Origin of the sequence: Desulfovibrio sp. JC022 (assembly GCF_010470665.1) — a bacterium.
Classification (GTDB): domain Bacteria; phylum Desulfobacterota; class Desulfovibrionia; order Desulfovibrionales; family Desulfovibrionaceae; genus Maridesulfovibrio.
The window spans coordinates 445,294-468,806 of the sequence record NZ_VOPZ01000007.1 but is presented as its reverse complement, the minus strand read 5'-3'; the positions used below and the strand labels follow the sequence as shown (position 1 = coordinate 468,806).

The following is a 23,513-nucleotide window of genomic DNA, read 5'->3' as shown; positions in this document are numbered from 1 at the left end:
ACAGGAAATTATGACTGTTTATACAGAACGACAGGAAACACTGGCATGCGTGATTGATGATGAATCATCCAAGTCTGATTGGACTGACTGGAAGTGGCACATCCGTAACACAATCAGGGCTGTCTCCGGCTTGGAAAAAGTTCTTGGTATTAAATTCACTGATGCTGAACGTAAAAAACATGAGCTGACTGTGCGGAAATTCCCGCTGGCAATCACTCCTTATTATCTTTCACTGATTGATGTGGAAGATTATGAAAATGATCCTGTGTTCCAGCAATCTTTTCCCAGCCCGGAAGAGCTGAAGATTGAACGCTGCGATATGACCGACCCGCTGCATGAGGATGAAGACAGTCCCGTGCCCGGCCTGACCCACCGTTACCCGGACCGGGTGCTTTTTCATATCAGTAACCTTTGCTCCATGTATTGCAGGCATTGCACCCGCAAGCGCAAAGTAGGCGATCAGGATTCCATTCCTTCCCGCACACAGTTGGAGCAGGGGATCGAATATATTCGCAACACTCCGCAGGTGCGTGATGTGCTGCTTTCCGGCGGTGACCCGTTTATGCTTTCAGATGAAAAGCTGGATTGGATTTTGACCAAACTCGGTGAGATTGAGCATGTGGAGGTCATCCGTATCGGGACCCGCATGCCGGTTGTTCTGCCTTACCGCATTACTGACAATCTGGTGAATATGCTCAAGAAGCATCATCCGCTCTGGATCAACACCCATTTCAACCATCCTAGGGAAGTGACTGATTCCTCCAGACGCGCTCTTGCCAAGCTGGCCGATGCAGGAATTCCTCTTGGCAATCAGAGTGTGTTGCTGGCAGGAGTCAACGATTGCCCGCGTTTGATCAAGACCCTGAACCAGAAGCTGGTTAAGAACCGGGTCCGTCCATATTACCTCTACCAGTGCGATCTTTCCGAAGGCCTCAGCCATTTCCGCACCCCAGTGGGCAAGGGAATTGAGATTCTTGAAAGTCTGCGCGGGCATACCAGCGGTTTTGCCGTGCCTACCTATGTTGTGGATGCTCCGGGTGGTGGCGGTAAGATTCCGGTGATGCCCAACTACATTGTTTCATGGGCCGCCAATAAGGTGGTGCTGCGAAATTATGAAGGGGTTATCACAACCTACACTGAGCCGGAATCCTACGATAGTAATTATTGTGATCGCAATTGCGCTGATTGCAATCTGCAACTCAAGGAAGACGGAGCCGAGGAAAAAGCAATCGGTATTGAAAAACTTATTTCTGATTGGGATGATACCCTCAGTCTGACTCCTGAAGATAACGAAAGGGCGGAGCGCAATTCAAATGTCGCATGATTCCATCCTGACTGTGGGCAAAAGTACTGTCCAGATGGGGGCATATAATGACCGTATTTATTTGATGTCATTGGCAGCTGAAGACGGGCCGGAGATTGTTGATGAGCTCATCAGCATGGCTGTGACTGAGGATCTTTCCAAGATTTTTGCTAAAGTTCCAAAGTCGCAGGTTTTGCCTTTTCTCTCCTGCGGATTTGAGAAAGAGGCGCAGGTTCCGGGAATGTTTAGCAGCGATGACGGTGTTTTCCTGAGTTTTTATCGCTACATGTGGCGTAAAGAGCAGAGCGATAGGCAGGAGCTTGATCGTGTAATTTCTGTTGCCGAAAGCAAAAAAGGAAAAGGGAACTCTTCGACTCTGTCAAGCAGCCTGCTGATGCGTAGACTCGGGACGGAAGATGCGCACGCGCTGGCACAACTTTACGGTCAAACTTTTAAAACTTACCCGTTTCCCATTACTGATCCTGATTTTATTTGTCAGGAAATGAGGGATGGCGTGCGTTTTATGGGAGTTTATAAAGGGGATAGCCTTGTAGGTGCTGCTTCAGCGGAAGTGGCTGCTGACGGAAACAGCGCAGAGATGACCGATTTCGCAGTTAATCCCGATTACCGCAAGGCGGGGATTGCCGGAACGTTGTTGCGGTCCCTTGAGGATGATTGTTCAAAGTCCGGGATCAAATGTTTTTTCACCATCGCCCGGGCTTGTTCATATGGAATTAATTCTTTGTTTTCCAAAGGGGATTATGAGTTCTCAGGACGGCTGCTCAATAATACGAATATTAGCGGCAGTCTGGAATCCATGAATGTGTGGTATAAAGTTTTGTGATGATTTTTAAATTAAGTTTAGGGGTTTGTATGTTGAAACGGATTTTGCCTTTAGTTCTACTGCTTGTTCTTCTTTCTACAAATGCATTTGCCGAGAGACCGAGTATTAAGCTGGTTACTCCTGCCTATGCGTGCGCTATTACGTCCACTAATCTGGCAGCTGCGGTCCTTGATCGCGCCGGGTATGATTCTGAAATTCTGATGGTTTCAATTGCGACCATGTGGAAGGCACTTGAAATGGGCGAAGCTGATGCCACTCTCGCTGCATGGCTTCCCGCCACCCACGCTCCTTACTATGACAAAGTTAAGGATAAGGTTGTAAATTACGGAGCCAACACCAAGGGCGCAAGGTTGGGCTGGGTTGTCCCCAAATATGTGACTATCGACTCAATTACGGAACTAAATGCCAATAAGGATAAATTTGATGGTGAGATTGTAGGTATTGCTCCCAGTGCCGGACTGATGCTTCTTTCAGAAAAAGCGGTCAAGGAATATGGTCTTGACCTTGAGCTTAAAGACAGCAGCGGTGCAGCTATGACCGCCTTGCTTGGTGATGCTATTCGTCAGAACAAATGGGTCGTTGTTACCGGCTGGTCTCCGCATTGGAAGTTTGGTCGTTGGGAGTTGAAATATCTGGAAGATCCTAAAGGTGTTTTGGGTGGTGATGAAGAAATCGTGACCATCACACGCAAAGGATTTGCTGATGATTACCCCGAAGCTGCTGCAATTTTGGATCGCATTTATTGGGACATCGGCGTGATGCAGGCTGAGATGTTTAAAAATGAAGAAGAGGGTGCTGATCCGCTGAAGAATGCGCAGGCCTTTTTGGACAGTCATCCTGAATTGCTGAAAAAATGGCTGGGTAAGTAGTTACTGATTCTCTTTTTGTTTTGTGGAGTAAAAACCGGTCCGGGCTTGATGTTCGGGCCGTTTTTTTTGGAGATGGTCTTAATTAATAAAGTAGTGTACTGCTGGTCTTAATAAAAAAATATTTAAAAGGGTGTTTTTGCTGACTAACCACTAAATATTGGGGAGTGACTGTATGAAAATTACAAAGCATATGTGGCCTGTTCTGATTGTTTCGGCACAGTTTGAAGCTAATAATGACGAAGGACTTAGATTACGCAGTCTTGAAGATGAGTTGGCCACAGAACAGGAATGCTCTGTATATCCTTCATTCAGTTATGAAGATGCCATTGAAATTTTCATATCCCGCGCTGATCTAGGAGCGGTGGTTATTGATTGGGATATCCGTTTTGAAAGAGAAGATGAAGAGGACAGCCCGGAACATCTTTTGAACGAGATACGCAAACGCAACAAAAATATACCTGTCTTTCTGCTTACCGAGCGGGCTACCATGGAGAGCATTTCCACCGATGTGTTGAGCAAAATCAACGAATGCTTATGGAAGAGTGCTGAAACAGCTGAATTTCTGGCCGGACGCATTGAAACCAGACTGCTGGAGTATGTCGCATCGGTCTATCCTTCCTTTTTCGGGGAAATGGTCAAGTATTCCGAGGCTTACAAGTATGCATGGCACACACCGGGACATATGGGCGGGGAAGGGTTCCTTAAAAGTCCTGCCGGGGTGGCGATGCATAAATTTTACGGTGAAAATGTTTTCCGTTCCGACCTGTCTATCTCTGTTCCCGAACTGGGGTCTCTGCTCGATCATAGCGGGGTTGTAGGGGATGCCGAGAACAATTCCGCTCGTGTATTCGGGGCCGATCATACTTTCTACGTGCTTAACGGTACTTCCAATGTAAACCAGATTATCTGGCGCAGTCAGCTGGTGCGTGACGATATCGCCTTTGTGGACCGCAATTGCCATAAGTCGCTTAACTACGCCATGGTCATCACCGATGCCTATCCCATTTATATGGTACCGCGGCGCAACAAGCGGGGCATAATCGGGCCGTGTCGTCTCTCTGAATTTTCCGAAGAATCCATCCAGTCCAAGGTGCGGGAAAATAAGCTGATTCCTGATGATCTTAAAAAGCAAAGCGTGCGCATGTCCGCGCTGACCAACTCCACTTATGACGGGGTTTGCTACAACGTTATCAATATCAAGAAACAGCTTCAGAAAAGCGTTGATAACCTGCATTTTGACGAAGCATGGTACGCCTACGCCCGTTTCCATCCTATGTATAAAGATCATTTCGGTATGGCAGATGATGACCGTAACGAGCATCATCCGCCCATTTTTTGCTCCCACTCAACCCATAAACTGCTGACCGCTTTTTCACAGGCTTCCATGCTGCATGTGCGTGACGGTAGTGATGTGCAGATTGATCGTGACGAGCTTAACGAATCTTACATGATGCACGGGTCTACTTCGCCTCAATACAGCATGATTGCTTCTCTGGATGTTGCCACCAAGATGATGGAGGACAGCGGTGAAGTGCTCATGCACGATACCATGGTTGAGGCTGTAAACCTGCGCAAGAAAGTTTCCATGATCGCCAGTGAAATGAAGGAACAGGACAGCTGGTTTTTTGAAATGTGGCAGCCGGAAAAAGTTTTAGTGGGCAAGGATTACAAGAAGTTTGAAGACGTATCCACCGAATATCTCTGCACGCATCAGGAGCCGTGGGTCTTCTCCGCAAAGGATAACTGGCATGGCTTCGAGGACATGGAAGATGAATACGCCATGCTCGATCCCATCAAGCTGACCTTCACAACTCCCGGCCTGCTTAAAGACGGAACCATGGAAGAGGAAGGTATCCCGGCATCCATTGTTACCGACTATCTGATCAACCACGGCATTGTCTGCGAAAAGACCGACTACTATTCTTTTCTCATGCTCAATTCCATGGGCACCAATAAAGCTAAGCAAGGCTCGTTGCTGGCTGGGCTGCTCAAGTTCAAAGAAGTATATGATGCCAATATGGTGCTTGATGTTGTGCTGCCCGGTCTGGTTAAAGATTATCCCGAAACATATGCCGGGGTTGGCGTGAAAGATCACTGCAACGCCATCCACAATTATTATAAGGAGCACAAGCTGCTCGACAAAATGCAGGCAGCTTTTCAGGTTATCCCGGATCAGGCCATCAAGCCGTCCGAAGCCTATCACGCAGTGGTCCGCAAAAATGTCGAATATGTCGAACTCTCGGAAATGAAAGATCGCATCCCGGCTGTTATGGTGGTTCCTTACCCTCCCGGCATTCCCGTAATTATGGGCGGGGAGATTCTTAATGATAAGGCTCAGCCTGTATTCGATTACCTCATGGCGCGTCAGGATTTCGAAAATGTATTCCCCGGATATGAAAGTGATATCCACGGCGTTGAACGCATTGAAAGAGACGGCAAGAAATACTTCAAAACCATGTGCCTGAAGAAGTAGAATGGGCCGGTCACATTCAAAACAGAAATTATCAGTTTTTACTCTGATGATGATAAACGTAGCGGCAATTTTGTCGCTACGTGCTTTGCCCGGTCTGGCGGAGTATGGCTGGGGGTTGATTTTTTATCTGGCACTAGGGTCACTCAGCTTTTTCATTCCTTCGGCACTTGTGGCGGCTGAACTGGCTTCGGGCTGGGATGATGAGGGTGGTGTGTACCTGTGGGTAAAGGAGGCCTTTGGGCCCAAGTGGGGTTTTGTTGCGATATTTATGCAGTGGGTGGAAAACCTGCCATGGTTTCCGGCGGTGCTGGCTTTTGCTGGTTCGGCCATTGCGTATACCTTTGATCCGCAGCTTGCCTCTAATAAATGGTTCATTGTGGCGGTAATTCAGGTTGCCTTGTGGCTGGCGACATTCCTGAATTTCCGGGACATGAAATTATCCGCCTTTTTCAGTACTTCAGGTGCCATTGCCGGAACAATCGTTCCCGGTATCTTGATTATTGTGCTGGGTATCGATCATGTAGCATCCGGTGGTACTGTTCAGATTCCTTTTACCCCTGCCGCGCTTATGCCGGACATTGAAAATTTGCAACAACTCATGCTGCTGGCGGCTATGCTTATTTCATTTACAGGTATGGAAATGTCCGCAGTACACGTAAATGAAGTGCGTAATCCGGCTGTCAATTATCCTAAGGCTATTTTTGCAGCCAGTGCATTGATTATCGGCCTTTCCGCGTTGGGTTCACTCGCTATCGCCATGGTGGTTCCGGCGGATGGGGTCAGTCTCAGTGCCGGAGTCTGTCAGGCTTTCGATAAACTCTTCCAGATTCATAAAATGGAATACATGACCCCGGTCATTTGTTTTTTGATGGCTTACGGGGCCTTGACCATGGTCATCACCTGGATGGTGGGGCCGTCCAAGGGGATTCGTGAAGTTGCCCGCGAAGGTTATCTGCCAAGCCGTTGGCGGAAGACCAATAAATACGGGATACCTACCAACATCCTGCTCATTCAGAGCGGACTGTCAGCCATTGTTTCCTGTGCGATTCTTTTTATGCCCACGGTTTCCAGCGCGTTCATGCTTATGAGCGCTTTGGCTGTGCAGCTTTATCTGATCATGTATCTGCTCATGTTCGCGGCTGGCATCAAGCTGCGCTACAGCCGACCGGACGTGAAAAGGGGCTACACCATACCCGGTGGCAAGCCCGGAATATGGCTGGTGTCAGGACTGGCAATCGTAACCTGTATATTTGTATTTGTTTTCGGTTTTATTCCGCCCAAAACAGTACTTGATGAAGGTTTCATGGCTTCAGCAGGGTATATCGGATTTTTAATAGTAGGTGTTGTGGTGTTCACCTCTGTTCCGCTTTATTTTTACGGCAGGGCAGTGAGAAAGCATACTGAACTTAAGTAAAGTAGCCGAAGGCATGGAGGAACAAGATATGTCAGCTGAACATAAGAAAATGGGTGTAGTTGCTTGTACGGCGGTAGTCGCCGGTAACATGATGGGTTCGGGCATTGCATTGCTCCCGGCAAACCTTGCTTCCATCGGGAGTATTTCCATCATCGGCTGGGGTGTGGCTCTGGTCGGCGCGCTGGCCTTGGCCTACGTATATTCGCGTCTGGGCATGGAAGATCCGCAGGAGGGCGGTCCCATTGCTTACTCCGGTGAGGTGGCACCTATTCTCGGGTATCAGTCCGGGCTTCTCTATTACCACGCCAACTGGATCGGGAATCTGGCAATTGCCATTACCGGGGTGGATTATCTCTCTGTATTCTTTCCAGCTTTGCAGGACCCGATTGCATCCGGCATTACTTCCATCGCGATCATCTGGTTCTTTACCGGAATCAACATCCTCGGCGCGGATTGGATCGGCCGATTGGTTTCTGTGGGAGTCGTCTTGTTGTTGATCCCGGTGATAATTACCGGAACAGCAGGCTGGGCGTTCTTTGATTCGGCCCAGTTCAACGCCAACTGGTTGGTTCAGGGACATACCCCGGACTCAGCAGTATTGGCGGCAATCATCTTATGCATCTGGAGTTTTATCGGGGTGGAAAGTGCGGCCGTAAACACTGCTGTGGTTAAGAATCCAAAACGCACAATCCCCTTATCAACCATGATCGGCACCGCATTGGCCGGGGTGGTTTATATCCTTTCCTGCACCGCCATATCCGGTATGTTTCCGGCTGACAAAATGGCTGCGTCAGGGGCACCTTTTTCTTTGGCAATGGGCCATATTTGTGCGGGGATGCCATTTTCTGCGTATGTTCCAAAAATCGTTTCCGCTGTAACCGCTTTTGCCTGTCTGGCCTCGCTCGGCTCATGGATGATGCTGGTCTCACAGGCCGGTTCAAGGGCCGCAAGCGATGGAACATTGCCTGAAGTTTTCGGGCGCAAAAACCACCACGGAACCCCGGTTATGGGCTTAATATTTTCATCAATCATGATGAGCGTGCTCTTGGTGGTGCTGATGTTGCTTTCCAAGGGCGGCAACACCCAGTCCTTGTTCGGTAATATCGCGTCCATAGCCGTATTGCTGACTCTGCCACCGTATTTTTACTCTGCACTCAACCTATTGCGTCGTTACGGTTTCCACGCCAAAAAGGCATGGTTACAGATCGCATCCGCATTACTGGCCTGCGGATTCTGTCTCATCGCACTTTCCGGCGCAGCCAAAGACGCGCTAATCGGCTGCATGATAGTCATGCTCTGCACTTTCATCTTCTATGTAGGTAAGGATCGGACTGAATTTGAGCGGAAGATGAAGGAGTTGAGTTAGTGTGATATTGGAGTGAATCATTAAGGTAGAACTTTCGGTTTGTATGAATGAAACCGGCCCGAGCTTGAAGCTTGGGCCGGTTTTTTATTGTTGGGTAAATACCAGCTTTTCTTGGCAATGCATTGCGTAGGAGTAGCATTTTGTCCCCAAATGTACAGAGATAAGGGGGAGATTTATAATTAAGTATTTTTATGCGGTATTGTTTTAAAATATTTGGCTGTGTTTGTGTATAGTGTATAGTTTGATTTATTAATTGATATTTATGTAAGAAAATAATATGTGATTTGATTCGAGGTAAAACATTAATAAATATGGGGTTGATATGTCAGATGGTTCAAATAATAAGCCGGATCAAGGTGGGGTTGGTGAGAGCTCAAGTGAAGCAGAGGGTGTCAGTGTAAGTGAAGGAGATACTGAAGTTTTTGGGGAGATAGAAGAGGGCAGCACTAATAATATGGATTCTTCGCTTACTGAACTGGTAGAAGGTAACCGCCAGCTGTTATTAGATATAAGTGATCAAAATGAGCAATCAGTTAAAGATATAAAGAATAGTATACAGCAAGGTGTCACTCACATTGAAGGTGTTATAAATCAGAAGGATTCTCAAGTTCCGATTTTACAAAAATCTAAGATGTTTTTTGTGGCAGTGGGGGTGGCTGGCGTTGTTATTTTACTTACCTTTATAGGTTTCTACACTATGCGGGGGGGGCTTCCGAAAACCGTAACCGATTTTGATTTGCGGTTTTGGATATCCGTGGGACTGCTGGTGTATTCATTTTTATATTTTTTGTGGGCATGCAAAAATAGGAAGAAATATTGGGAGTGGAGTAAGTTTTGGAAAGATAAGATTGATAGCTTGGAAAAGGGTGATCGCGTAGATTTAAGCCGTTTCAACAAAGAGGTAAAATTCTGGCTGTGGGAATTTCTTGTCCCAATCATAGGCTTTCTAATCGTGCTCGAATTTTCTTTTGTGTTTTACTGGGGAAAGGGCATTCAGGGTTTAGAATATATCTATCTTGAAAAGTTCTGTTGGGAGAGTGATAGAGACTTTTTACTCTATCTTCTTGGGGCTACAATCTTAATTTTTTCGATTCCGACTGCATACTTTTTGAGGGTTTCAAGTTGGATCGTCAGGGGACCCAAAGAGATTAAAGATAATGAATGGATTATTTTTCTTGTAAATAATATGTCAAACCTGATGTCTCTAATGGTTTTTATCACTATTGGTCCATATCTGGTGCCATTAATTGCTGAGTATATATTAGCCCATACAGGGGGAGTGGCGACAGTGCAGTTTGCGGCTTGGCAAAAAGCCCTTATGACACTTGGGTTGTTTGTCCACTGCCTTTCGTTGGTTGTCATTAATAGAAGATCTTTATCCTCTCTTTGGCTTAACGTTGTTTGTTCTATATTCGTGCTGGTATTTGTGGGTATTTTTTTTGGTTTTATATATCTTTCCGAAGATAGGCGAAATATTGCCAGTGCCGCTAATGGAGAAGGTGACGTAGAGATGCAATCAGCTAGATTGCCGGGGTTTAAAGATTATGAGCAACCGACTCCTGACATATACAAAAGGGCAAAATATAGAATCAGGTTGAGTGATTTAGATGATTCGTTGGAGTATGCTTATAAGGGTAAAGTTAAAATTGAAAATAATTTTAATGCAACAGTAGAAAAATCATATTGGACAGTTGATGAGCTTATAGCGGAAGTTCGGAATGTGCTTGAGAAGGAGTATGCAGGGATTATTGATGGCGAAGACGGTAGTAATTCGTTTCGCAATAAGCTTGCCGACCGAATCAGGTATTGGGTTGCTTTTCGTGGTCCGCAAATTGCTTTTACTGAAGAGAACATGCCAACACCATTTGTAAGGGGAGAGTGGCAAAATGCGACGCTGATAGGATATTATGTTATACCCCACGAACAGGGAGAATCAGATGTAAAATCTAATTTTGCCAACGAGCACCCGATTCAATTTGTATCAGTTGGTGGAGATCGCAATGGTACGGAATTTTTCGAAAGGAAAGAATTCTTAAAAGATTTGAGGGGCGTTTTATCCGACGCGAGTATTCCTCACGTACAAGTTATTGGTGTTGCTGATGGTGTGCCTATTGCAACGAATAATTCCAAATTTTCAAGTAATTATGAATTAGCTAAAGCCAGGGCGGAGAGAACAAGGTCTTTCATTAGAAGTTCTATAGAATCTTGTCCAATAGAAGCGGAGATTTCTGTTGTTTCAGTAAGTAATGATTATGTTTCTGAGCTAAGTCTTCCTGCCTTAAAAGAAGAGATATTACCGGAAACGAAGAAGCTTATAAGAAATAATGACCTAAGAGCTTCAATTGTAGTGCTGACTGAGACGTCTCCTGCTTTGTCAAATGTCTACGTGAAAGATCCGCTTCATTATTCGGATGCTATTACCCTTGTCGACTCAATGTTTTATTCAATGTATACTGTTACAACAACAGGATACGGAATAATTCCGCTTAGTGGGTCGATCAAGTTTTTTACTACCTTTGAGAATATTTTTGAATTGCTGGTAATTGCAGTGTTGCTTGGTATTGTGATCGGAAATCCACCGTCTATGCGGAGGCGCGACGAGTAGACCTTTGTCTAGTAGGCTGGTAGGACTTGGTTTAGATATTGAATGAGCTAATTGCTTGGATGAAAGGTGATATAGATGGCGAAACATGATAGTTCTGGTGGTAATGTATACAATGAACAGTTGTTTAAAATGATCAATGACCGTCTTGACTCTTTAGCGGATGACGTTCGCCAATGTAAAGACAAAGACAAGGCTTACGCTAATGGCCATAATAAGTTTTATAGGCATATTGAGAAATGTTTGTCTTCAGATCTAGATAAGATGAAGGATGAGCTTGATACACGGCTTGATAAAGAACTTGGCGGCCTTCAGGGTCTGATCGATTCCAGACAAAAATATGATGTATTTGCAAAGCTTTTATTGTTGGTGAGTGCTATTGTATTTGGATATCTTTCTTATTCTTTTGCTACTAATTCAAGTTCTTTTGTTGATCAAAATAATGAGTATGTAAAAGTTGTAGAGCGAAAGCTTGAGGTTCAGAAAGAAGCTAACTCAGAGTTACAGAGAGAGTTAAGTGAATACAAAGATAGTGTTGCTCGTAAATTAGATGCACAAAATTTAACAATAAAGGATCTTGAAAAACGGATTACAGAAATTAGCTCTAAGCGTGAGCCGCTAGATAATAATACTAAGAATGCAGAGAAAAAAATTGATTAGATCTAAAGTTAATTAAAATATAGATTTGAGGACCACCATCCCCAAAACAAAAATCCCCTGCTGAGATAATCTCAACAGGGGATTTCAAATTCTATTTCCTAGCTAAATCTAAAACTTCACGTACAGCCGCATGCCGGACATGTAGAATTTGTTCTTCGGTTCCATGTAGGTTCCGGTGCTTACAGTGTCTTTCTCTGAGTCTTCAATGTGCCAGTAGCGGAAGTAAGGTTCCATTCCCAGCGCGTAGTCATCGAAGTCGTACTCGAGGAATGCGGAGACTCGTCCACCGCCACCGGAAGCGAATTCCTGTGTGTTATTGACGTCCTCGTAATTGGAGCCGACATCAGAAAGCTTGCTTTTGACCTTTCCGCCCAGCAGCAGGTCGCCTTCCAGTGTGCCGCCGATGGACCAGCCCTCATCCAGTCTGGTGATGATATTTACCCCTAAAGGCAGGTAAAGCTGTTTGATCTGGCGTTCGTATCCGCCTGTTGCTTTGATATCATCATTCCAGTAGCGGGCAGCTATACCAAGATAGGGGGTTACCCCTGTGTGACCATAGTCGATGCCCATGCCGATCGTTGCGCGTCCGCTGACGAAGTAATCGTCAGTATCGCATTTGAGCGGTGTGCCGTCGCTATATTTTCCGCTGTATCTAAGTGATCCGGCAAGGCCTTCAAGTTCGGCATTAACCATGATGTTGTAGTCGGTGAAATATCCGGTCCACGATGCGAAGCCACCGTTGAGGATGCCTTTTTCATGCATTACGTTAGGTTCATCGTAATACATGTACATGCCTTCATAGCCGAGTTTGAACTCGCTGGTGGGGAAAAGATCTTTATCTGCCGCAAAAGCGGAAGTAGAGAGAAGCAGAAGACCGATGATGAATATGATTAATTTTCTTTTAAGCATGAGTGCATGAACATTTCGATTAAAGATTCTGATTCAGCGTCAATATTAACTTCTTCCGGGAAGAATTGAGAGTATTGGGCCAGACCGAGCAGGATGGAAAAATACTGAGCAGCGGCAACTTTGGGCTTAAGCTCTTCTCTGAAAACACCGTCCTTTTGACCCTGTTCGATGATTTTTTCTGTTCTTTTCAAAAATTTGTATTCATATTCCCTGAATTTTAATTTGAAAGGCATGAGCTCTTCGGACCATTCGGTCTTGTTGAACATGATGCCGAATGCTGCGCGGAAGTTTTCTTCTGTTCCGGCATGACTGATCCAGACCTGCATCAGGCTTTCCAGCATTTCTTTTGGCTCGAGGTCTTCTTCAAATCTGCTGAAGAGCAGATCCCGGACAGGCATGAATGCGTAATCAAAAAGTTTTTCAAAAAGGTCGGTTTTGTTTTTAAAATGCCAGTAAACAGCTCCACGGGTTACCCCCGCGTCTTCGGCGATATCCTGCAATGTTGTCTTTGCATATCCTTTTTCATTGAATACCTTGAAGGCTGAGGCAAGCAGGGCCTGCCGTGTCTTTTCTGCCTCTTCTTTGGTCTTTCTGGCCATGTCAGTTCCTATTTTGCTTATTTTCTCATTAATTTAGCTTCTTCGTGTAACTTCAATCTATTACAACCTGAGTGAAGGAAAGTCCAGATGTGTATGTAAAGGTGAAAAATCAGCGATATATAGCGCAGTCTTCTTTGGTACTGGTCAGGTAAAAACTGTTTTTTACCAAATGGGGTTAGTTTATGACTTGAAGCATTTTGCTATCTGCGCGTATGTTTTACGTGACCTTTATATCTTTATATTTGGTGGTAGTCATGAAAATTGTAGTTCCTTGTTCTGATCCTGATCTAGATGCAAAGGTGGCTCCTAAACTTGGTACAGCCGCATACATATTGATAATTGAAACTGAAGATATGTCTTTCGAGGTAAAGGAGGGGCCGCCGCCATCGTCCGGTCCGGGGGCCGGGGTAGCGATTATTTCGCTGGCTGTCAGCAATGGGGCTGAAGCCTTGCTGGTAGGGTATGTGGCACCGCACATTGTAGGGGCTATGAAGGGCAAAGGGTTCGAAATCATAACCGGGGTAAAAGGCAGTATCCGTGAGGCTGTGTCAGGCTACCTCGAATCTGCGGGACTCAGCAGCGACGGTTCAATTTCAGAATCCACAGCACCGTCTGAGTGGGAACTTTGGGAAACTGCCCTGCAAAAGGGATTGCGGCAGTTTTATCAGCTTTTGCCAAAGCTGGCCGGAGTGATTTTATTGCTGGGGTTGTTTCGCGGTTTTGTGTCCGAGGCAACATTGTTGTCCATGTTTTCCGGATCAGTCATAAAGGATTCTGTGTTGGGGGCGGCTCTCGGTAGTGTGCTGGTGGGGAATCCGGTTAACAGCTACGTGATCGGTGACAGCCTGCTCAGTGCCGGGGTAAATCAGTCCGGTATCATTGCATTGATGATGGCCTGGGTTACTGTCGGCCTGATCCAGTTGCCTGCTGAATCTGCCGCATTGGGGAGTCGGTTCGCAATTGTGCGCAATTTATGCGGATTTGTAATGGCGATACTCATGGCTCTGATTGTATATCTTTGTGGAGGGCTATTGTGATGTCCGTTATGAAAATTATATGGAAACACACGAAGCCGTGGATTTTCCCGCTTGGAGTAACCAGCATTTATGGTCTCTGTCAGTTGCATGATCCTCAATCTACTGCCCGTGCAATTGAAGTATCCAAGACGCTTTTTACTCAACTCGGATTGCCTATTTGCATTGTGCTGGTCATGATGACGCTCATTAATCGCTATTTAAATCCGGCATCCGTAGCCCGGTTTCTCGGCAGCAAGACTGGAATTAAGGGAGTTTTCCTTTCCGGGTTGGCGGGGATTCTTTCAATGGGACCAATTTACGCATGGTATCCGCTTTTCAAAAGCCTTAAAGAAAAAGGTGCTTCCACTTTTATAATAGCTAATTTTATCGGCTGTCGTTCTGTTAAGCCAGTCCTTCTGCCTATAATGCTGGCCTATTTCGGCTGGCAGTTTTCCACGGTATTTGTGCTGATTAATTTGCTCGGGGCGATGGGGACGGCGTATGTGGTGGGGGTGGTGTGTGGGGCAACGAAGATAGAGTGATCGTGTTTTTTGTAAGGAAGAGTGTATGTTATGTTCGAATTGGCTATATTTTAAACTTGACGGCGAGATATAAAATAAATAATTTGTTGAAAGTGGATTTGATTTTGGTCATTAAGATTGTAACTAACTATCGATAACTGAAAATTATGAGTAAGATGACGCTTTCGGAGGCATTTTATCGCCATCCTGCTTTTTGGCCCCATTGGTTGATAAAAAAAATGGGCTTAAAAAAATTTTGGATACAAAATAGTATAGTAGGTCTACTCTTTATTGTTATTCTGACTTGGTGTGCGTGGTGGGATGGTGCCTTTCGAATTCATAATGGATACGGGTATTTACAACATCCTGGAATATTCGGATGGTATGCAATACAGTTAATAATGCCTCTGACAATAATTAATTTATTTATCAAATCGTTAAAGACTAAACAAAATTGGACCAATTTAAATCAAATATTGGAAGAAGATTTTTATTCTGAAATATACAAACCCACAAAAGAATTTGTTGGTTTGAAAACAAAAAACAGTAGAAAAATTTTTGCACTCCTATTTACAGTTGGTTTTGCTGGCTTTGCTTGGAATACATTTCAAAATTTGTATCCCGGCGTACAGGCTCCTCTAGATTTTTGGGATTCGATAAATTTTAAGGCGGGGTATTTAGGGACAAGAATTAATAAATTTTATATGCACGCCTTGTTGCTTCCCTCTATTCTCCATATTTTTGGGGGGATTGTATATACACAGCTGAAATATCTTCGGTTAAAATCTATTAATGATCAATTACGCATTTCTCCATTTGACCCAGACGGATGTGGAGGGCTTGCTTTTTTGGCTGATCTTATAATGTCTCCTACAATTTTTGCCATAATGTTGTCTGGAGGGGCATATTACGGTGTTATATACACTCACCGCACCATAGATATCTCTACGGCAATGGGTTCACTTGTAATTGGATTTGTTTTTGTAGCTTTTTACTTCTTGCCTACAATGCAACTAAGGAAAGCTATAATTCTGCTGCGTAACAAAGAAAATAAAATTATTCATGAACAACAGAATTATTATTACAATTTGCTTCTTGAAAGAAAGTTGTATGGAGATAAGTTAAATGAAGCTTTGAATTATATAGAATACTTTGACAAAACTGGAGACAAAATCAATAGATTACCTCTTTGGCCTCATATTTCAAGAATTGTCGGAACGATAGGTGTTGCAGTCACATTACCATTAGCAACAAATTCGATCAATTTACTTATAAGTCTTGCTAAGGTTTTTTCGGGGCAAAATTGATTGCTTTTTTTATCATGTGTCTTGATTTGTACAAAGTGAAAGGAAAATAGAAACAATAAAATGTGGCAACAATTGCAAACGGAGTTGTGGTAAGCATCGTGACAGGATTTTCTGGATTTAAAATAATCAATAATACCCCTAAACCCACTGTTAAATGAACAAGTCCCCCTATCTTTGTGTTTGAAATTATAATTTGTTTTCCCTCATACGTAATCATTTTCATAGTTACTGAAAAAATTTCACGTATAAGTATAACTGCCAATATGTACAAAGGAATTCCTTTGAATCCTGCATACAAACAAGAAATAACCATCAGATAGCGATCACCGAATATATCCATTGCACCGCCAAATTGACTGGCAACTTTCTTTGCACGTGCTAAACGCCCATCCCAAAAATCGGTAGATAGAGCTAAAAAATAAATTACGGCCTTAGTCCACACCAGTTCAGGCAATGGAACCAAAACAACAAAAACAAAAGCCAGCACTACACGAAGAATTGTTATTGATTGAACAATAACAAACCAATTTTTAGAACTTAATTTTATACTCATAATTTTCAGTTATCGATACATTTCCACTCCCCAAAAAAATCCCCCGCACAGCTAATGCCATGCGGGGGATTAATCTTTGACTATGTATGCCTTAACTAGAAACGAACAGGCAGGGCCTTTTCAAGTCCTGCGAGAACTTTCTTGTGTTCCTTGTCTACTGCCTTGTCGGTCAGGGTTTTCTGACCATGGCGGTAGGTGATGCGGAAGGAAAGGTTACGTTCGTCTTCCTGATTTTCAGGTACGAATACGTTAACCAGCTCAACGGATTCAATCAGCGGCAGTCTGAGGCCGAGGATTGCTTCCTTAATGGTTTCCGCGTGCAGGGAAACGGGACCAATTACAGTCACGTCACGTCTGGACGGGGGGAATACCGGAAGGGTGTTGAACTTGATCTTGTGCGCCATGACAATTTCACGCAGCAGGTCGGCGTTGAGATCAGCCATCCAAACCTCTTTCTTGGCGTGGTACTTGTCGGCAATATCTGCCTTGACCATGCCCATGAAACCGATTTTCTGCTCACCGAGGGTGATGTTTACACAAGGCTCGAGGTAGCTGTGATCTTCAGCAAGGGAGAAGGTTGCTTCGCCAAGCTTGAGATCGTGCAGCAGGTGTTCAACGAGGCCTTTAACATCCATGTAATCGGCATCGCCCTGTTCGTTGGGCCATTCGGCGTTTGAACGGGGACCGTTAAGCATGATTCCAAGACGGGTCTGCTCGCGGGTTTCAGTGTCGGAAGTTTCGTCTTTGATAAACTTCTTGGCGATTTCGAAAACCCGGATGTGGGTGTTGCCCTGTGCAAGGTTGTGACGCACGGTGTTGAGCAGGCCGGGGGCCAACTCGGTACGCATTACGTTTTGATCTTCACTCAGGGGGTTGGCGATGTTCACACGGCCTTCTTTGGGCAGGCCCAGAAGGTCGAGGTCGTCATCACCTACGAAGCTGTAGTTGATGGCTTCGTGCAGACCTACGCCGCGACCCCAGTTCTTGATACGGCGGTAAAAGCCGTAGGGGGTTTCCGCAATAACGGAAGCGTCAAAGGTCTTGGAGATGCGGGGCAGGACGGAAGGAATCTTATCCATGCCGAAGTAGCGGGCTACTTCTTCATACAGGTCGGCCTCGCGTTCGAGGTCCAGTCTGTAGGAGGGAGTGGATACCTTCCAGCAATCTGCATCGCTATCATTAACTTCCAATCCCATAAGGGAGAAAGCTTTTTTACTGAATTCGGGCTCAAGGTTCAGACCAAGCCAGCTGTTGCAGCGTTTGTGGCGGTAATCGTGGGTACGGTTCTGCCACGGCTTGGGTTCGTTTTTAGCCACGCCGGAAACAACTTTTGCTCCGGACAGTTCGCTCATGAGCTGGGCTGCACGGTCCATGGCAAAGGTATTCATCTGCTGGTCCACGCCGCGTTCGAAGCGGTAGGAAGCTTCAGAAGGCAGTGCCAGACGGCGGGCGGTCTTGCGGACGAGTCCGGGACGGAACACAGCGGATTCGAGGACCACGTTGGTGGAACCGTTGTGAATCTCGGAGTTCATGCCACCCATAACACCTGCAAGCGCAACCGGACGCTCAGCATCCCAGATAAGCAGGTCGGAGCCAATAAGCTTACGTTCCTGTTCATCAAGGGTGGTGAACTTGGTTCCTTCGGGAGCAAGTCCAACCCGGATTTTATCACCTTTGAGCAGGTCTGCGTCAAAGGAGTGCAGGGGCTGGCCAAGTTCGAAAAGAACGTAGTTGGTCACATCAACAATGTTGCTGATGGGACGAACGCCCACGGAAAGGAGACGGTAACGCATCCAGTCCGGAGAGGGGCCGATCTTTGCGCCTTGCAGGATTCTTGCCTGATAAAGCGGACAGAGGTCGGGATCGTCAATTTCAATTCCCAGCATATCAGCCGCATTGCCGCCGTTCTCAACAAGGTTGAGTTTAGGCATGGTGATGGGCAGGTCGAACGCCAGCGAGGCTTCACGGGCAATACCGAGCATGGACAGGCAGTCGGCACGGTTGGGGGTGATCCCCAGATCCATGACCGTATCTTCCATGTTCATGGCTTCGGTGAATTTCGCGCCGGGAGTAAGGCCCTCGGGTAGGATCATGATGCCGTCGTGCTCTTCGGAAAGTTCCAGTTCGCGCTCGGAACAGATCATGCCGTGGGATTTAACACCGCGAAGTTTTGCCTTCTTGATTTTGAAATCGCCGGGCATGGTCACGCCGACTTTGGCCACAGGCACGTTAATGCCTTTGGTTACGTTGGGTGCGCCGCAAACGATATCAAGAAGCTCGCCGTCACCGACGTCAACTTTACAAACAGACAGTTTGTCGGCCTCGGGGTGCTTGCCGCACTCCACAACATGGCCGACAACGATGTCTTTGATTGCTTCAAAAGGATTGAAAATTTCTTCAAGCTCAAGGCCGAGCATGGTCAGCCTGTCGCCAAGCTCCTGAATTTCGCCCTCATAAGGAACGAAATCCCGCAGCCATTGCATGCTTAAAAGCATTTGAGCCTCCAGCAGTATTTACTGCGTATATATTAGGAAAACTGTTCGAGGAATCGGATGTCGTTTTCAAAGAACATGCGCAGGTCGCCGATGCCGTATTTGAGCATGGCTACGCGTTCAATGCCGAGTCCGAATGCGAAACCGGAGTATTTTTCGGTATCGTAATCAACTGCTTTCATTACGTTGGGGTCCATCATGCCGCAACCGAGGATTTCCACCCAACCGGTCTGCTTACATACGCGGCAGGGCTTGCCGTCGATGGTTCCTTTGCCGCCGCACATTACGCAGGAGATATCCACTTCCGCGCTGGGTTCGGTAAAGGGAAAGAAGCTGGGACGGAAACGTACGTCAGTTTTTGGTCCGAAAAGCTGGTGGACGAATGCGGTCAGGGTTCCCCTGAGATCCGCCATGCTGACGTTCTGGTCAACCAGAAAACCTTCGATCTGGTGGAACATGGGGGTATGGGTCAGGTCGGAATCCCTGCGGTAAACCTTACCCGGTGCGATTGCTGCCAGCGGAGGAGTTCTGTCCTTCATGGTACGAATCTGCAAAGGGGAGGTGTGGGTGCGCAGCAGGATGGACTCTGAAATGTACAGGGTGTCCTGCATGTCGCGTGCGGGGTGTTCCGGCGGAATGTTCAGTGCTTCGAAGTTGTACCAGTCGTTTTCAACTTCGGGTCCGGTTACGACTTCAAAACCCAGCCCGATGAAAACGTCACAAATCTCGTCCATGACGAGGGTGACCGGGTGGAGCGAACCTTCAGAAGGTTTACGTCCGGGCATAGTGGGGTCGAAACGGGACAGGCTCTCAGCGGTGGCGGCTTTTTCAAGCTCGCTCTGCTTTCCCTCGATGAGCTCGGTGAGAGCGGCCTTTACTTCATTGGCTTTTTTACCTGCAACAGGTTTGTCTTCGTTGGGAAGGGAGGGCAGACCGGACATGATCTTGGCAACGCGACCTTTGCGTCCAAGCATATCGATCTTGATGTCTTCCATTTCAGACAAAGAAGAAGCCTGATCCAGGCGTGCAGAGCACTCCGGGACCAGGCCTTCAAGTTCCTGTAACAGGGACTTTACGTCCGACACTTTAGCTAACCTGAGCTTTAGCGGTCTCGACGACTTTAGCGAATGCAGGAGCATCGTTAACAGCGAGATCGGCGAGAACTTTACGGTTCAGAGCAACACCGGCGAGGGAGAGGCCGTGAATAAGACGGCTGTAGGACAGACCGTTCAGGCGTGCTGCTGCGTTAATGCGCTGAATCCAGAGTTTACGCATGTCGCGTTTGCGCAGCTTACGACCAACGTAAGCCATGCAGAGTGAACGCTCAACGCGCTCTCTGGCGGTGCGGTAAAGGGTTGATCCGGAACCACGGAAACCCTTGGCCATTTTTAAATATTTTTTGTGACGCCTCTTGGCGGCTACACCACGTTTTACTCTCATGTTATTCCTCCTGGGGAATGTATCTAAAACCAGCCACGAACGTAGTTCCGTGGACAGGAGTGTTCTTTAATAATTAATTCTTAACAAATCGCAATTAAGCGTAGGGAAGCATACGTTTGACCTGGCCGATGTTGGCGCTGTCAACTGTAGTGCTCTGACCCAGTCTGCTTTTGCGTTTTGCGTTCTTCTTGGTCAGGATATGACGCAGACCCTGACGACGACGTTTGAATTTTCCACTACCAGTCTTGGAGAAACGCTTAGCAGCGCCTCTTCTAGTCTTCATTTTAGGCATTTTATCCTCCTAGGGAATACCGGCCGTTAAGCCGGCAAAGACCTTATTTTTTGATAGGAGCCAACATCATGTTCATGGTGCGTCCTTCGGACCTTGGGGCTTGCTCCATCTTGGCAATATCCATGGTATCCTCTTTGACTCGTTCCAGAACAGTCAACCCTCTGTCCTTATGGACAATTTCTCGGCCCCTGAAAAATATAGTGACTTTGCACCTGTCGCCGCCTTCAAGAAACCGACGGATGTGCTTGAGCTTTGTCTGGTAATCGTGCTCGTCTGTCTTGGGGCGAAACTTAACTTCCTTAATCTGGATTACAGTCTGCTTCTTTTTGGCTTCCTGCTTACGCTTCTGCTGCTGATATTTGAACTTACCATAGTCCATAATCTTGCAAACAGGCGGGTCAGCCTTTTCTGCAACTTCAACCAGATCAAGACCCCGGTCCTGTGCTATTTCGAGGGCTTCACGGGTGGGAAGTTCTCCCAACTGATTGCCTTCATCGTCAATAACCATGACTCTGGGAACTCTAATGCGCTCGTTTCGGCGGGCACCGTCATCCCTGCGATAGGGACGCCTGTCTCTATGAAAAGCTATAGCTCATGCCTCCGCGTTTGAATGGTTCGTTAATGGCGGTCGAAATAAGCTCTGCCGCTTCTTCAATAGACTTGAGTCCGGGGTCTTCCCCGTCGCGGGCCCTTACATTGACCGATTCCGCAGCGACCTCTTTGTCGCCTACTACTAACATGAACGGGATTTTATCAAGCTGGGCCTCCCGAACTTTGTAGCCCAGTTTCTCATTGCGATCATCAACCTCGGCACGAATGCCCTTTTCTTGCAGAAACTGCAAGACTTTTTGTGCAAATTCGTTCTGAGAGTCGGTAACAGTAAGAATTTTTGCCTGAACAGGGGATAGCCAGGCAGGCAGTGCGCCACCGGTATGTTCAAGCAGAACTCCGATGAAACGTTCGATGGAACCGAGGATTACCCGGTGGAGCATTACTGGTCTGTGACGCTCACCATCTTCGCCCACATAGCTTAAGTCAAACCGCTCTGGCAAGGTAAAATCACACTGGATTGTAGCACATTGCCAGCGACGTTCAAGTGCATCTTTAATAATAATGTCAATTTTGGGACCGTAGAACGCGCCGTCGCCTTCATTGATTGAGTATTCCATACCCATTTCATTGAGTGCGCCTTCAAGAGCTTCGGTTGCTTTGTCCCAGTCTTCATCAGAACCGATAGCCTTTTCGGGCTTGGTGCTGACTTCAGCTTCGTAATCAAATCCGAACAGATCCATCACGTCGCCGACGAATTTTGCAACGCCGATGATTTCATCGCGGAGCTGGTCGGGACGGCAGATGAGGTGGGCATCATCCTGAGTGAATGAGCGCACGCGGAGCAGGCCGTGCAGCACTCCGGATTTTTCATGGCGGTGGACCACACCCAGCTCAAAGTAACGCTGGGGCATATCGCGGTAGCTGCGCAGTCTGGATTTGAATACCAGCATGTGAGAAAGGCAGTTCATGGGCTTGATGCCGTAGGACTGTTCATCAATCTCAGTAAAGTACATGTTCTCGCGGTAGTTGTCGTAGTGGCCTGATTTTTCCCAAAGTTCGCGTTTGAGAATGAGCGGGCCCTGTACGAACTGGTAGCCGCGTTTGAGGTGTTCCTTGCGTTCGAAGTCTTCAAGGATAGCCCGGACCAGTGCTCCTTTAGGGTGCCAGATGATCATACCCGCACCCACTTCAGGGCTTACGGAAAAGAGATCAAGCTGGGTTCCCAGTTTGCGGTGGTCGCGTTTTTTAGCTTCTTCAAGCTGGGCAAGATGTTTTTTCAGAGACTTAGGATCGGGGAAAGCGGTTCCGTAAATACGCTGCAACTGCTGGCGGTTTTCATCACCGCGCCAGTAAGCACCTGCAACGGAGAGCAGCTTGAAAGCCTTAAGCATGCCTGTGCGGGCCACGTGGGGGCCGCGGCAAAGGTCTGCAAATTCGCCGTTGGTGTAAACGGAAACTGTTTCTTCACCCAGATCGTTGATCAGTTCGATCTTGTAATCTTCGCCCATTCCCTCGAACTTTTTAAGTGCATCTGCACTGGAAAGCACTTCGCAGGTAAATTCTTCGTTGGCACCTACACGGCGCAGCATTTCGGCTTCGATGGCCTCCAGATCTTCAGGAGTGAAGGGGCGTTCGTAATCGAAGTCATAGTAGAAGCCGCTGGCAATGGAGGGGCCGATGGTTACTTTGGCTGTGGGGAAGAGCTTCTTCACTGCTTCAGCCATAAGGTGTGCAGTGGAGTGGCGGATTACTTCCAGACCTTCTGCAGAGTCAGCCATTACCGGCTCAAGGTCGGTACAGTCGGCAGGCACGGTGGTGGTGAGATCAAGAAGCGTTTCGCCATTTTTGGCAACTACAACGTTCTTGAACTGCTTCTTGGACAAGGCCTCTTTGAGAACCTCGCCGCAAAGCGCACCCTGCTGAACCTCAAGTTCTTTACCTGCAACTTGCATAATCCATTCTCTCTTTGCGGAAAAATTGTTAAATGCCCGGCAAACCGGACAAGCATAAAAATGTCTTCGCGGGGACGAATGTGTTGCTCCTGCAACTCACCATTATCCTTGAATTCATGTAAGGCGAAGACCTCGTACATCAGAAAGAGCGCGCAATAATATTACTGCACGAAAGGCGGTATATTTAGCTGACAATTGATGGGAAGTCAAGTGATGCGGGGGCTTAGGGGTAGAATTATTGCAAAATAAAGTTATATTGAAAAACATGCCTCGGGATTGTCTCAGTTTGATGTTTTATTAATTAATATACGCTGGATTGTAAAATGAATTATCCCCCGTTCGCGCCGGA

At 46.6% G+C, this 23,513-nt stretch carries 20 protein-coding genes; 11 read left to right on the top strand and 9 right to left on the bottom strand.

Translation table 11 applies throughout. From position 1 onward, the window contains the following. Positions 1–10: 10 nt before the first annotated feature. From ablA to FMS18_RS14005, 8 genes are all read left to right on the top strand, one after another. A complete protein-coding gene (gene ablA / locus FMS18_RS14040; protein WP_163295297.1) occupies positions 11–1,324 on the top strand; it encodes a lysine 2,3-aminomutase in 1,314 nt (437 codons plus the stop codon). Beyond that, on the top strand, positions 1,314–2,147 hold the full coding sequence (ablB, locus tag FMS18_RS14035; RefSeq protein ID WP_163295296.1) for a putative beta-lysine N-acetyltransferase: 834 nt from the start codon (positions 1,314–1,316) through the stop codon (positions 2,145–2,147). Before ablA ends, ablB begins: the two co-directional genes overlap by 11 nt. Positions 2,148–2,176: 29 nt before the next feature. After that, a complete protein-coding gene (locus tag FMS18_RS14030) occupies positions 2,177–3,016 on the top strand; it encodes a glycine betaine ABC transporter substrate-binding protein (protein WP_163295295.1) in 840 nt (279 codons plus the stop codon). Positions 3,017–3,188: 172 nt separating this feature from the next. After that, the gene (locus FMS18_RS14025) at positions 3,189–5,489 is read left to right on the top strand and encodes an Orn/Lys/Arg decarboxylase N-terminal domain-containing protein (RefSeq protein ID WP_163295294.1); all 2,301 of its coding nucleotides are present in this window, start codon (positions 3,189–3,191) and stop codon (positions 5,487–5,489) included. Between the two features lies 1 nt (position 5,490). Beyond that, the gene (locus FMS18_RS14020; RefSeq protein WP_368854172.1) at positions 5,491–6,903 is read left to right on the top strand and encodes an amino acid permease; all 1,413 of its coding nucleotides are present in this window, start codon (positions 5,491–5,493) and stop codon (positions 6,901–6,903) included. Positions 6,904–6,931: 28 nt separating this feature from the next. Beyond that, positions 6,932–8,269: a cadaverine/lysine antiporter gene (gene cadB / locus FMS18_RS14015; RefSeq protein ID WP_163295292.1), complete on the top strand. Its 1,338-nt coding sequence runs from the start codon at positions 6,932–6,934 to the stop codon at positions 8,267–8,269. A gap of 322 nt (positions 8,270–8,591) precedes the next feature. Continuing rightward, positions 8,592–10,874, top strand: coding sequence for a potassium channel family protein (locus FMS18_RS14010; RefSeq protein WP_163295291.1), 2,283 nt, complete (start codon positions 8,592–8,594; stop codon positions 10,872–10,874). Between the two features lie 75 nt (positions 10,875–10,949). Beyond that, complete coding sequence (locus tag FMS18_RS14005; protein ID WP_163295290.1) at positions 10,950–11,531, top strand: hypothetical protein; 582 nt, start codon at positions 10,950–10,952, stop codon at positions 11,529–11,531. A 108-nt stretch (positions 11,532–11,639) separates the two neighbouring features. Here FMS18_RS14005 and FMS18_RS14000 read toward each other — a convergent pair whose 3' ends face one another. Together FMS18_RS14000 and FMS18_RS13995 are read right to left on the bottom strand one after the other, a co-directional pair. Further along, complete coding sequence (locus FMS18_RS14000; RefSeq protein ID WP_163295289.1) at positions 11,640–12,440, bottom strand: hypothetical protein; 801 nt, start codon at positions 12,438–12,440, stop codon at positions 11,640–11,642. Beyond that, a complete protein-coding gene (locus FMS18_RS13995; RefSeq protein ID WP_163295288.1) occupies positions 12,422–13,039 on the bottom strand; it encodes a TetR family transcriptional regulator in 618 nt (205 codons plus the stop codon). The genes FMS18_RS14000 and FMS18_RS13995 overlap by 19 nt, the downstream gene beginning before the upstream one ends. 254 nt (positions 13,040–13,293) lie before the next feature. On the opposite strand from FMS18_RS13995, the gene FMS18_RS13990 reads away from it, so the two are divergent. The 3 genes from FMS18_RS13990 to FMS18_RS13980 all read left to right on the top strand — a co-directional run bounded on the left by FMS18_RS13990 (position 13,294) and on the right by FMS18_RS13980 (position 15,883). Next, positions 13,294–14,076 carry a NifB/NifX family molybdenum-iron cluster-binding protein gene (locus FMS18_RS13990; RefSeq protein ID WP_163295287.1) on the top strand — a complete coding sequence of 261 codons (783 nt, stop codon included), beginning with the start codon at positions 13,294–13,296 and terminating at the stop codon, positions 14,074–14,076. Further along, positions 14,076–14,597 carry a hypothetical protein gene (locus tag FMS18_RS13985; RefSeq protein WP_163295286.1) on the top strand — a complete coding sequence of 174 codons (522 nt, stop codon included), beginning with the start codon at positions 14,076–14,078 and terminating at the stop codon, positions 14,595–14,597. The genes FMS18_RS13990 and FMS18_RS13985 overlap by 1 nt, the downstream gene beginning before the upstream one ends. 146 nt (positions 14,598–14,743) lie before the next feature. Further along, positions 14,744–15,883, top strand: a complete 1,140-nt coding sequence (locus tag FMS18_RS13980; RefSeq protein ID WP_163295285.1) for a hypothetical protein — start codon at positions 14,744–14,746, stop codon at positions 15,881–15,883. Here FMS18_RS13980 and FMS18_RS13975 read toward each other — a convergent pair. The 7 genes from FMS18_RS13975 to thrS all read right to left on the bottom strand — a co-directional run bounded on the left by FMS18_RS13975 (position 15,858) and on the right by thrS (position 23,164). Beyond that, a complete protein-coding gene (locus tag FMS18_RS13975) occupies positions 15,858–16,436 on the bottom strand; it encodes a CDP-alcohol phosphatidyltransferase family protein (RefSeq protein WP_163295284.1) in 579 nt (192 codons plus the stop codon). The two genes, FMS18_RS13980 and FMS18_RS13975, sit on opposite strands and share 26 nt — an antisense overlap. 95 nt (positions 16,437–16,531) lie before the next feature. Then, the gene (pheT, locus tag FMS18_RS13970) at positions 16,532–18,931 is read right to left on the bottom strand and encodes a phenylalanine--tRNA ligase subunit beta (protein WP_163295283.1); all 2,400 of its coding nucleotides are present in this window, start codon (positions 18,929–18,931) and stop codon (positions 16,532–16,534) included. A 32-nt stretch (positions 18,932–18,963) separates the two neighbouring features. After that, positions 18,964–20,013, bottom strand: a complete 1,050-nt coding sequence (gene pheS / locus FMS18_RS13965) for a phenylalanine--tRNA ligase subunit alpha (RefSeq protein ID WP_163295282.1) — start codon at positions 20,011–20,013, stop codon at positions 18,964–18,966. A gap of 1 nt (position 20,014) precedes the next feature. Then, positions 20,015–20,368: a 50S ribosomal protein L20 gene (rplT, locus tag FMS18_RS13960; RefSeq protein ID WP_163295281.1), complete on the bottom strand. Its 354-nt coding sequence runs from the start codon at positions 20,366–20,368 to the stop codon at positions 20,015–20,017. 94 nt (positions 20,369–20,462) lie between these two features. Beyond that, complete coding sequence (gene rpmI / locus FMS18_RS13955) at positions 20,463–20,660, bottom strand: 50S ribosomal protein L35 (protein WP_027721347.1); 198 nt, start codon at positions 20,658–20,660, stop codon at positions 20,463–20,465. A gap of 43 nt (positions 20,661–20,703) precedes the next feature. Further along, entirely contained in the window at positions 20,704–21,249 is a 546-nt protein-coding gene (infC, locus tag FMS18_RS13950) for a translation initiation factor IF-3 (protein ID WP_163295339.1), read from the bottom strand. Further along, the gene (gene thrS, locus FMS18_RS13945) at positions 21,236–23,164 is read right to left on the bottom strand and encodes a threonine--tRNA ligase (protein WP_163295280.1); all 1,929 of its coding nucleotides are present in this window, start codon (positions 23,162–23,164) and stop codon (positions 21,236–21,238) included. Before thrS ends, infC begins: the two co-directional genes overlap by 14 nt. Positions 23,165–23,513 lie beyond the last annotated feature (349 nt).

Bases quoted from the DNA above. Each gene is read 5' to 3' on its own strand.
- ablA (WP_163295297.1), top strand. From the start codon at position 11: ATGACTGTTTATACAGAACGACAGGAAACACTGGCATGCGTGATTGAT.
- ablB (WP_163295296.1), top strand. From the start codon at position 1,314: ATGTCGCATGATTCCATCCTGACTGTGGGCAAAAGTACTGTCCAGATG.
- FMS18_RS14030 (WP_163295295.1), top strand. From the start codon at position 2,177: ATGTTGAAACGGATTTTGCCTTTAGTTCTACTGCTTGTTCTTCTTTCT.
- FMS18_RS14025 (WP_163295294.1), top strand. From the start codon at position 3,189: ATGAAAATTACAAAGCATATGTGGCCTGTTCTGATTGTTTCGGCACAG.
- FMS18_RS14020 (WP_368854172.1), top strand. From the start codon at position 5,491: ATGGGCCGGTCACATTCAAAACAGAAATTATCAGTTTTTACTCTGATG.
- cadB (WP_163295292.1), top strand. From the start codon at position 6,932: ATGTCAGCTGAACATAAGAAAATGGGTGTAGTTGCTTGTACGGCGGTA.
- FMS18_RS14010 (WP_163295291.1), top strand. From the start codon at position 8,592: ATGTCAGATGGTTCAAATAATAAGCCGGATCAAGGTGGGGTTGGTGAG.
- FMS18_RS14005 (WP_163295290.1), top strand. From the start codon at position 10,950: ATGGCGAAACATGATAGTTCTGGTGGTAATGTATACAATGAACAGTTG.
- FMS18_RS14000 (WP_163295289.1), bottom strand. From the start codon at position 12,440: ATGCTTAAAAGAAAATTAATCATATTCATCATCGGTCTTCTGCTTCTC.
- FMS18_RS13995 (WP_163295288.1), bottom strand. From the start codon at position 13,039: ATGGCCAGAAAGACCAAAGAAGAGGCAGAAAAGACACGGCAGGCCCTG.
- FMS18_RS13990 (WP_163295287.1), top strand. From the start codon at position 13,294: ATGAAAATTGTAGTTCCTTGTTCTGATCCTGATCTAGATGCAAAGGTG.
- FMS18_RS13985 (WP_163295286.1), top strand. From the start codon at position 14,076: ATGTCCGTTATGAAAATTATATGGAAACACACGAAGCCGTGGATTTTC.
- FMS18_RS13980 (WP_163295285.1), top strand. From the start codon at position 14,744: ATGAGTAAGATGACGCTTTCGGAGGCATTTTATCGCCATCCTGCTTTT.
- FMS18_RS13975 (WP_163295284.1), bottom strand. From the start codon at position 16,436: ATGAGTATAAAATTAAGTTCTAAAAATTGGTTTGTTATTGTTCAATCA.
- pheT (WP_163295283.1), bottom strand. From the start codon at position 18,931: ATGCTTTTAAGCATGCAATGGCTGCGGGATTTCGTTCCTTATGAGGGC.
- rplT (WP_163295281.1), bottom strand. From the start codon at position 20,368: ATGAGAGTAAAACGTGGTGTAGCCGCCAAGAGGCGTCACAAAAAATAT.
- rpmI (WP_027721347.1), bottom strand. From the start codon at position 20,660: ATGCCTAAAATGAAGACTAGAAGAGGCGCTGCTAAGCGTTTCTCCAAG.
- thrS (WP_163295280.1), bottom strand. From the start codon at position 23,164: ATGCAAGTTGCAGGTAAAGAACTTGAGGTTCAGCAGGGTGCGCTTTGC.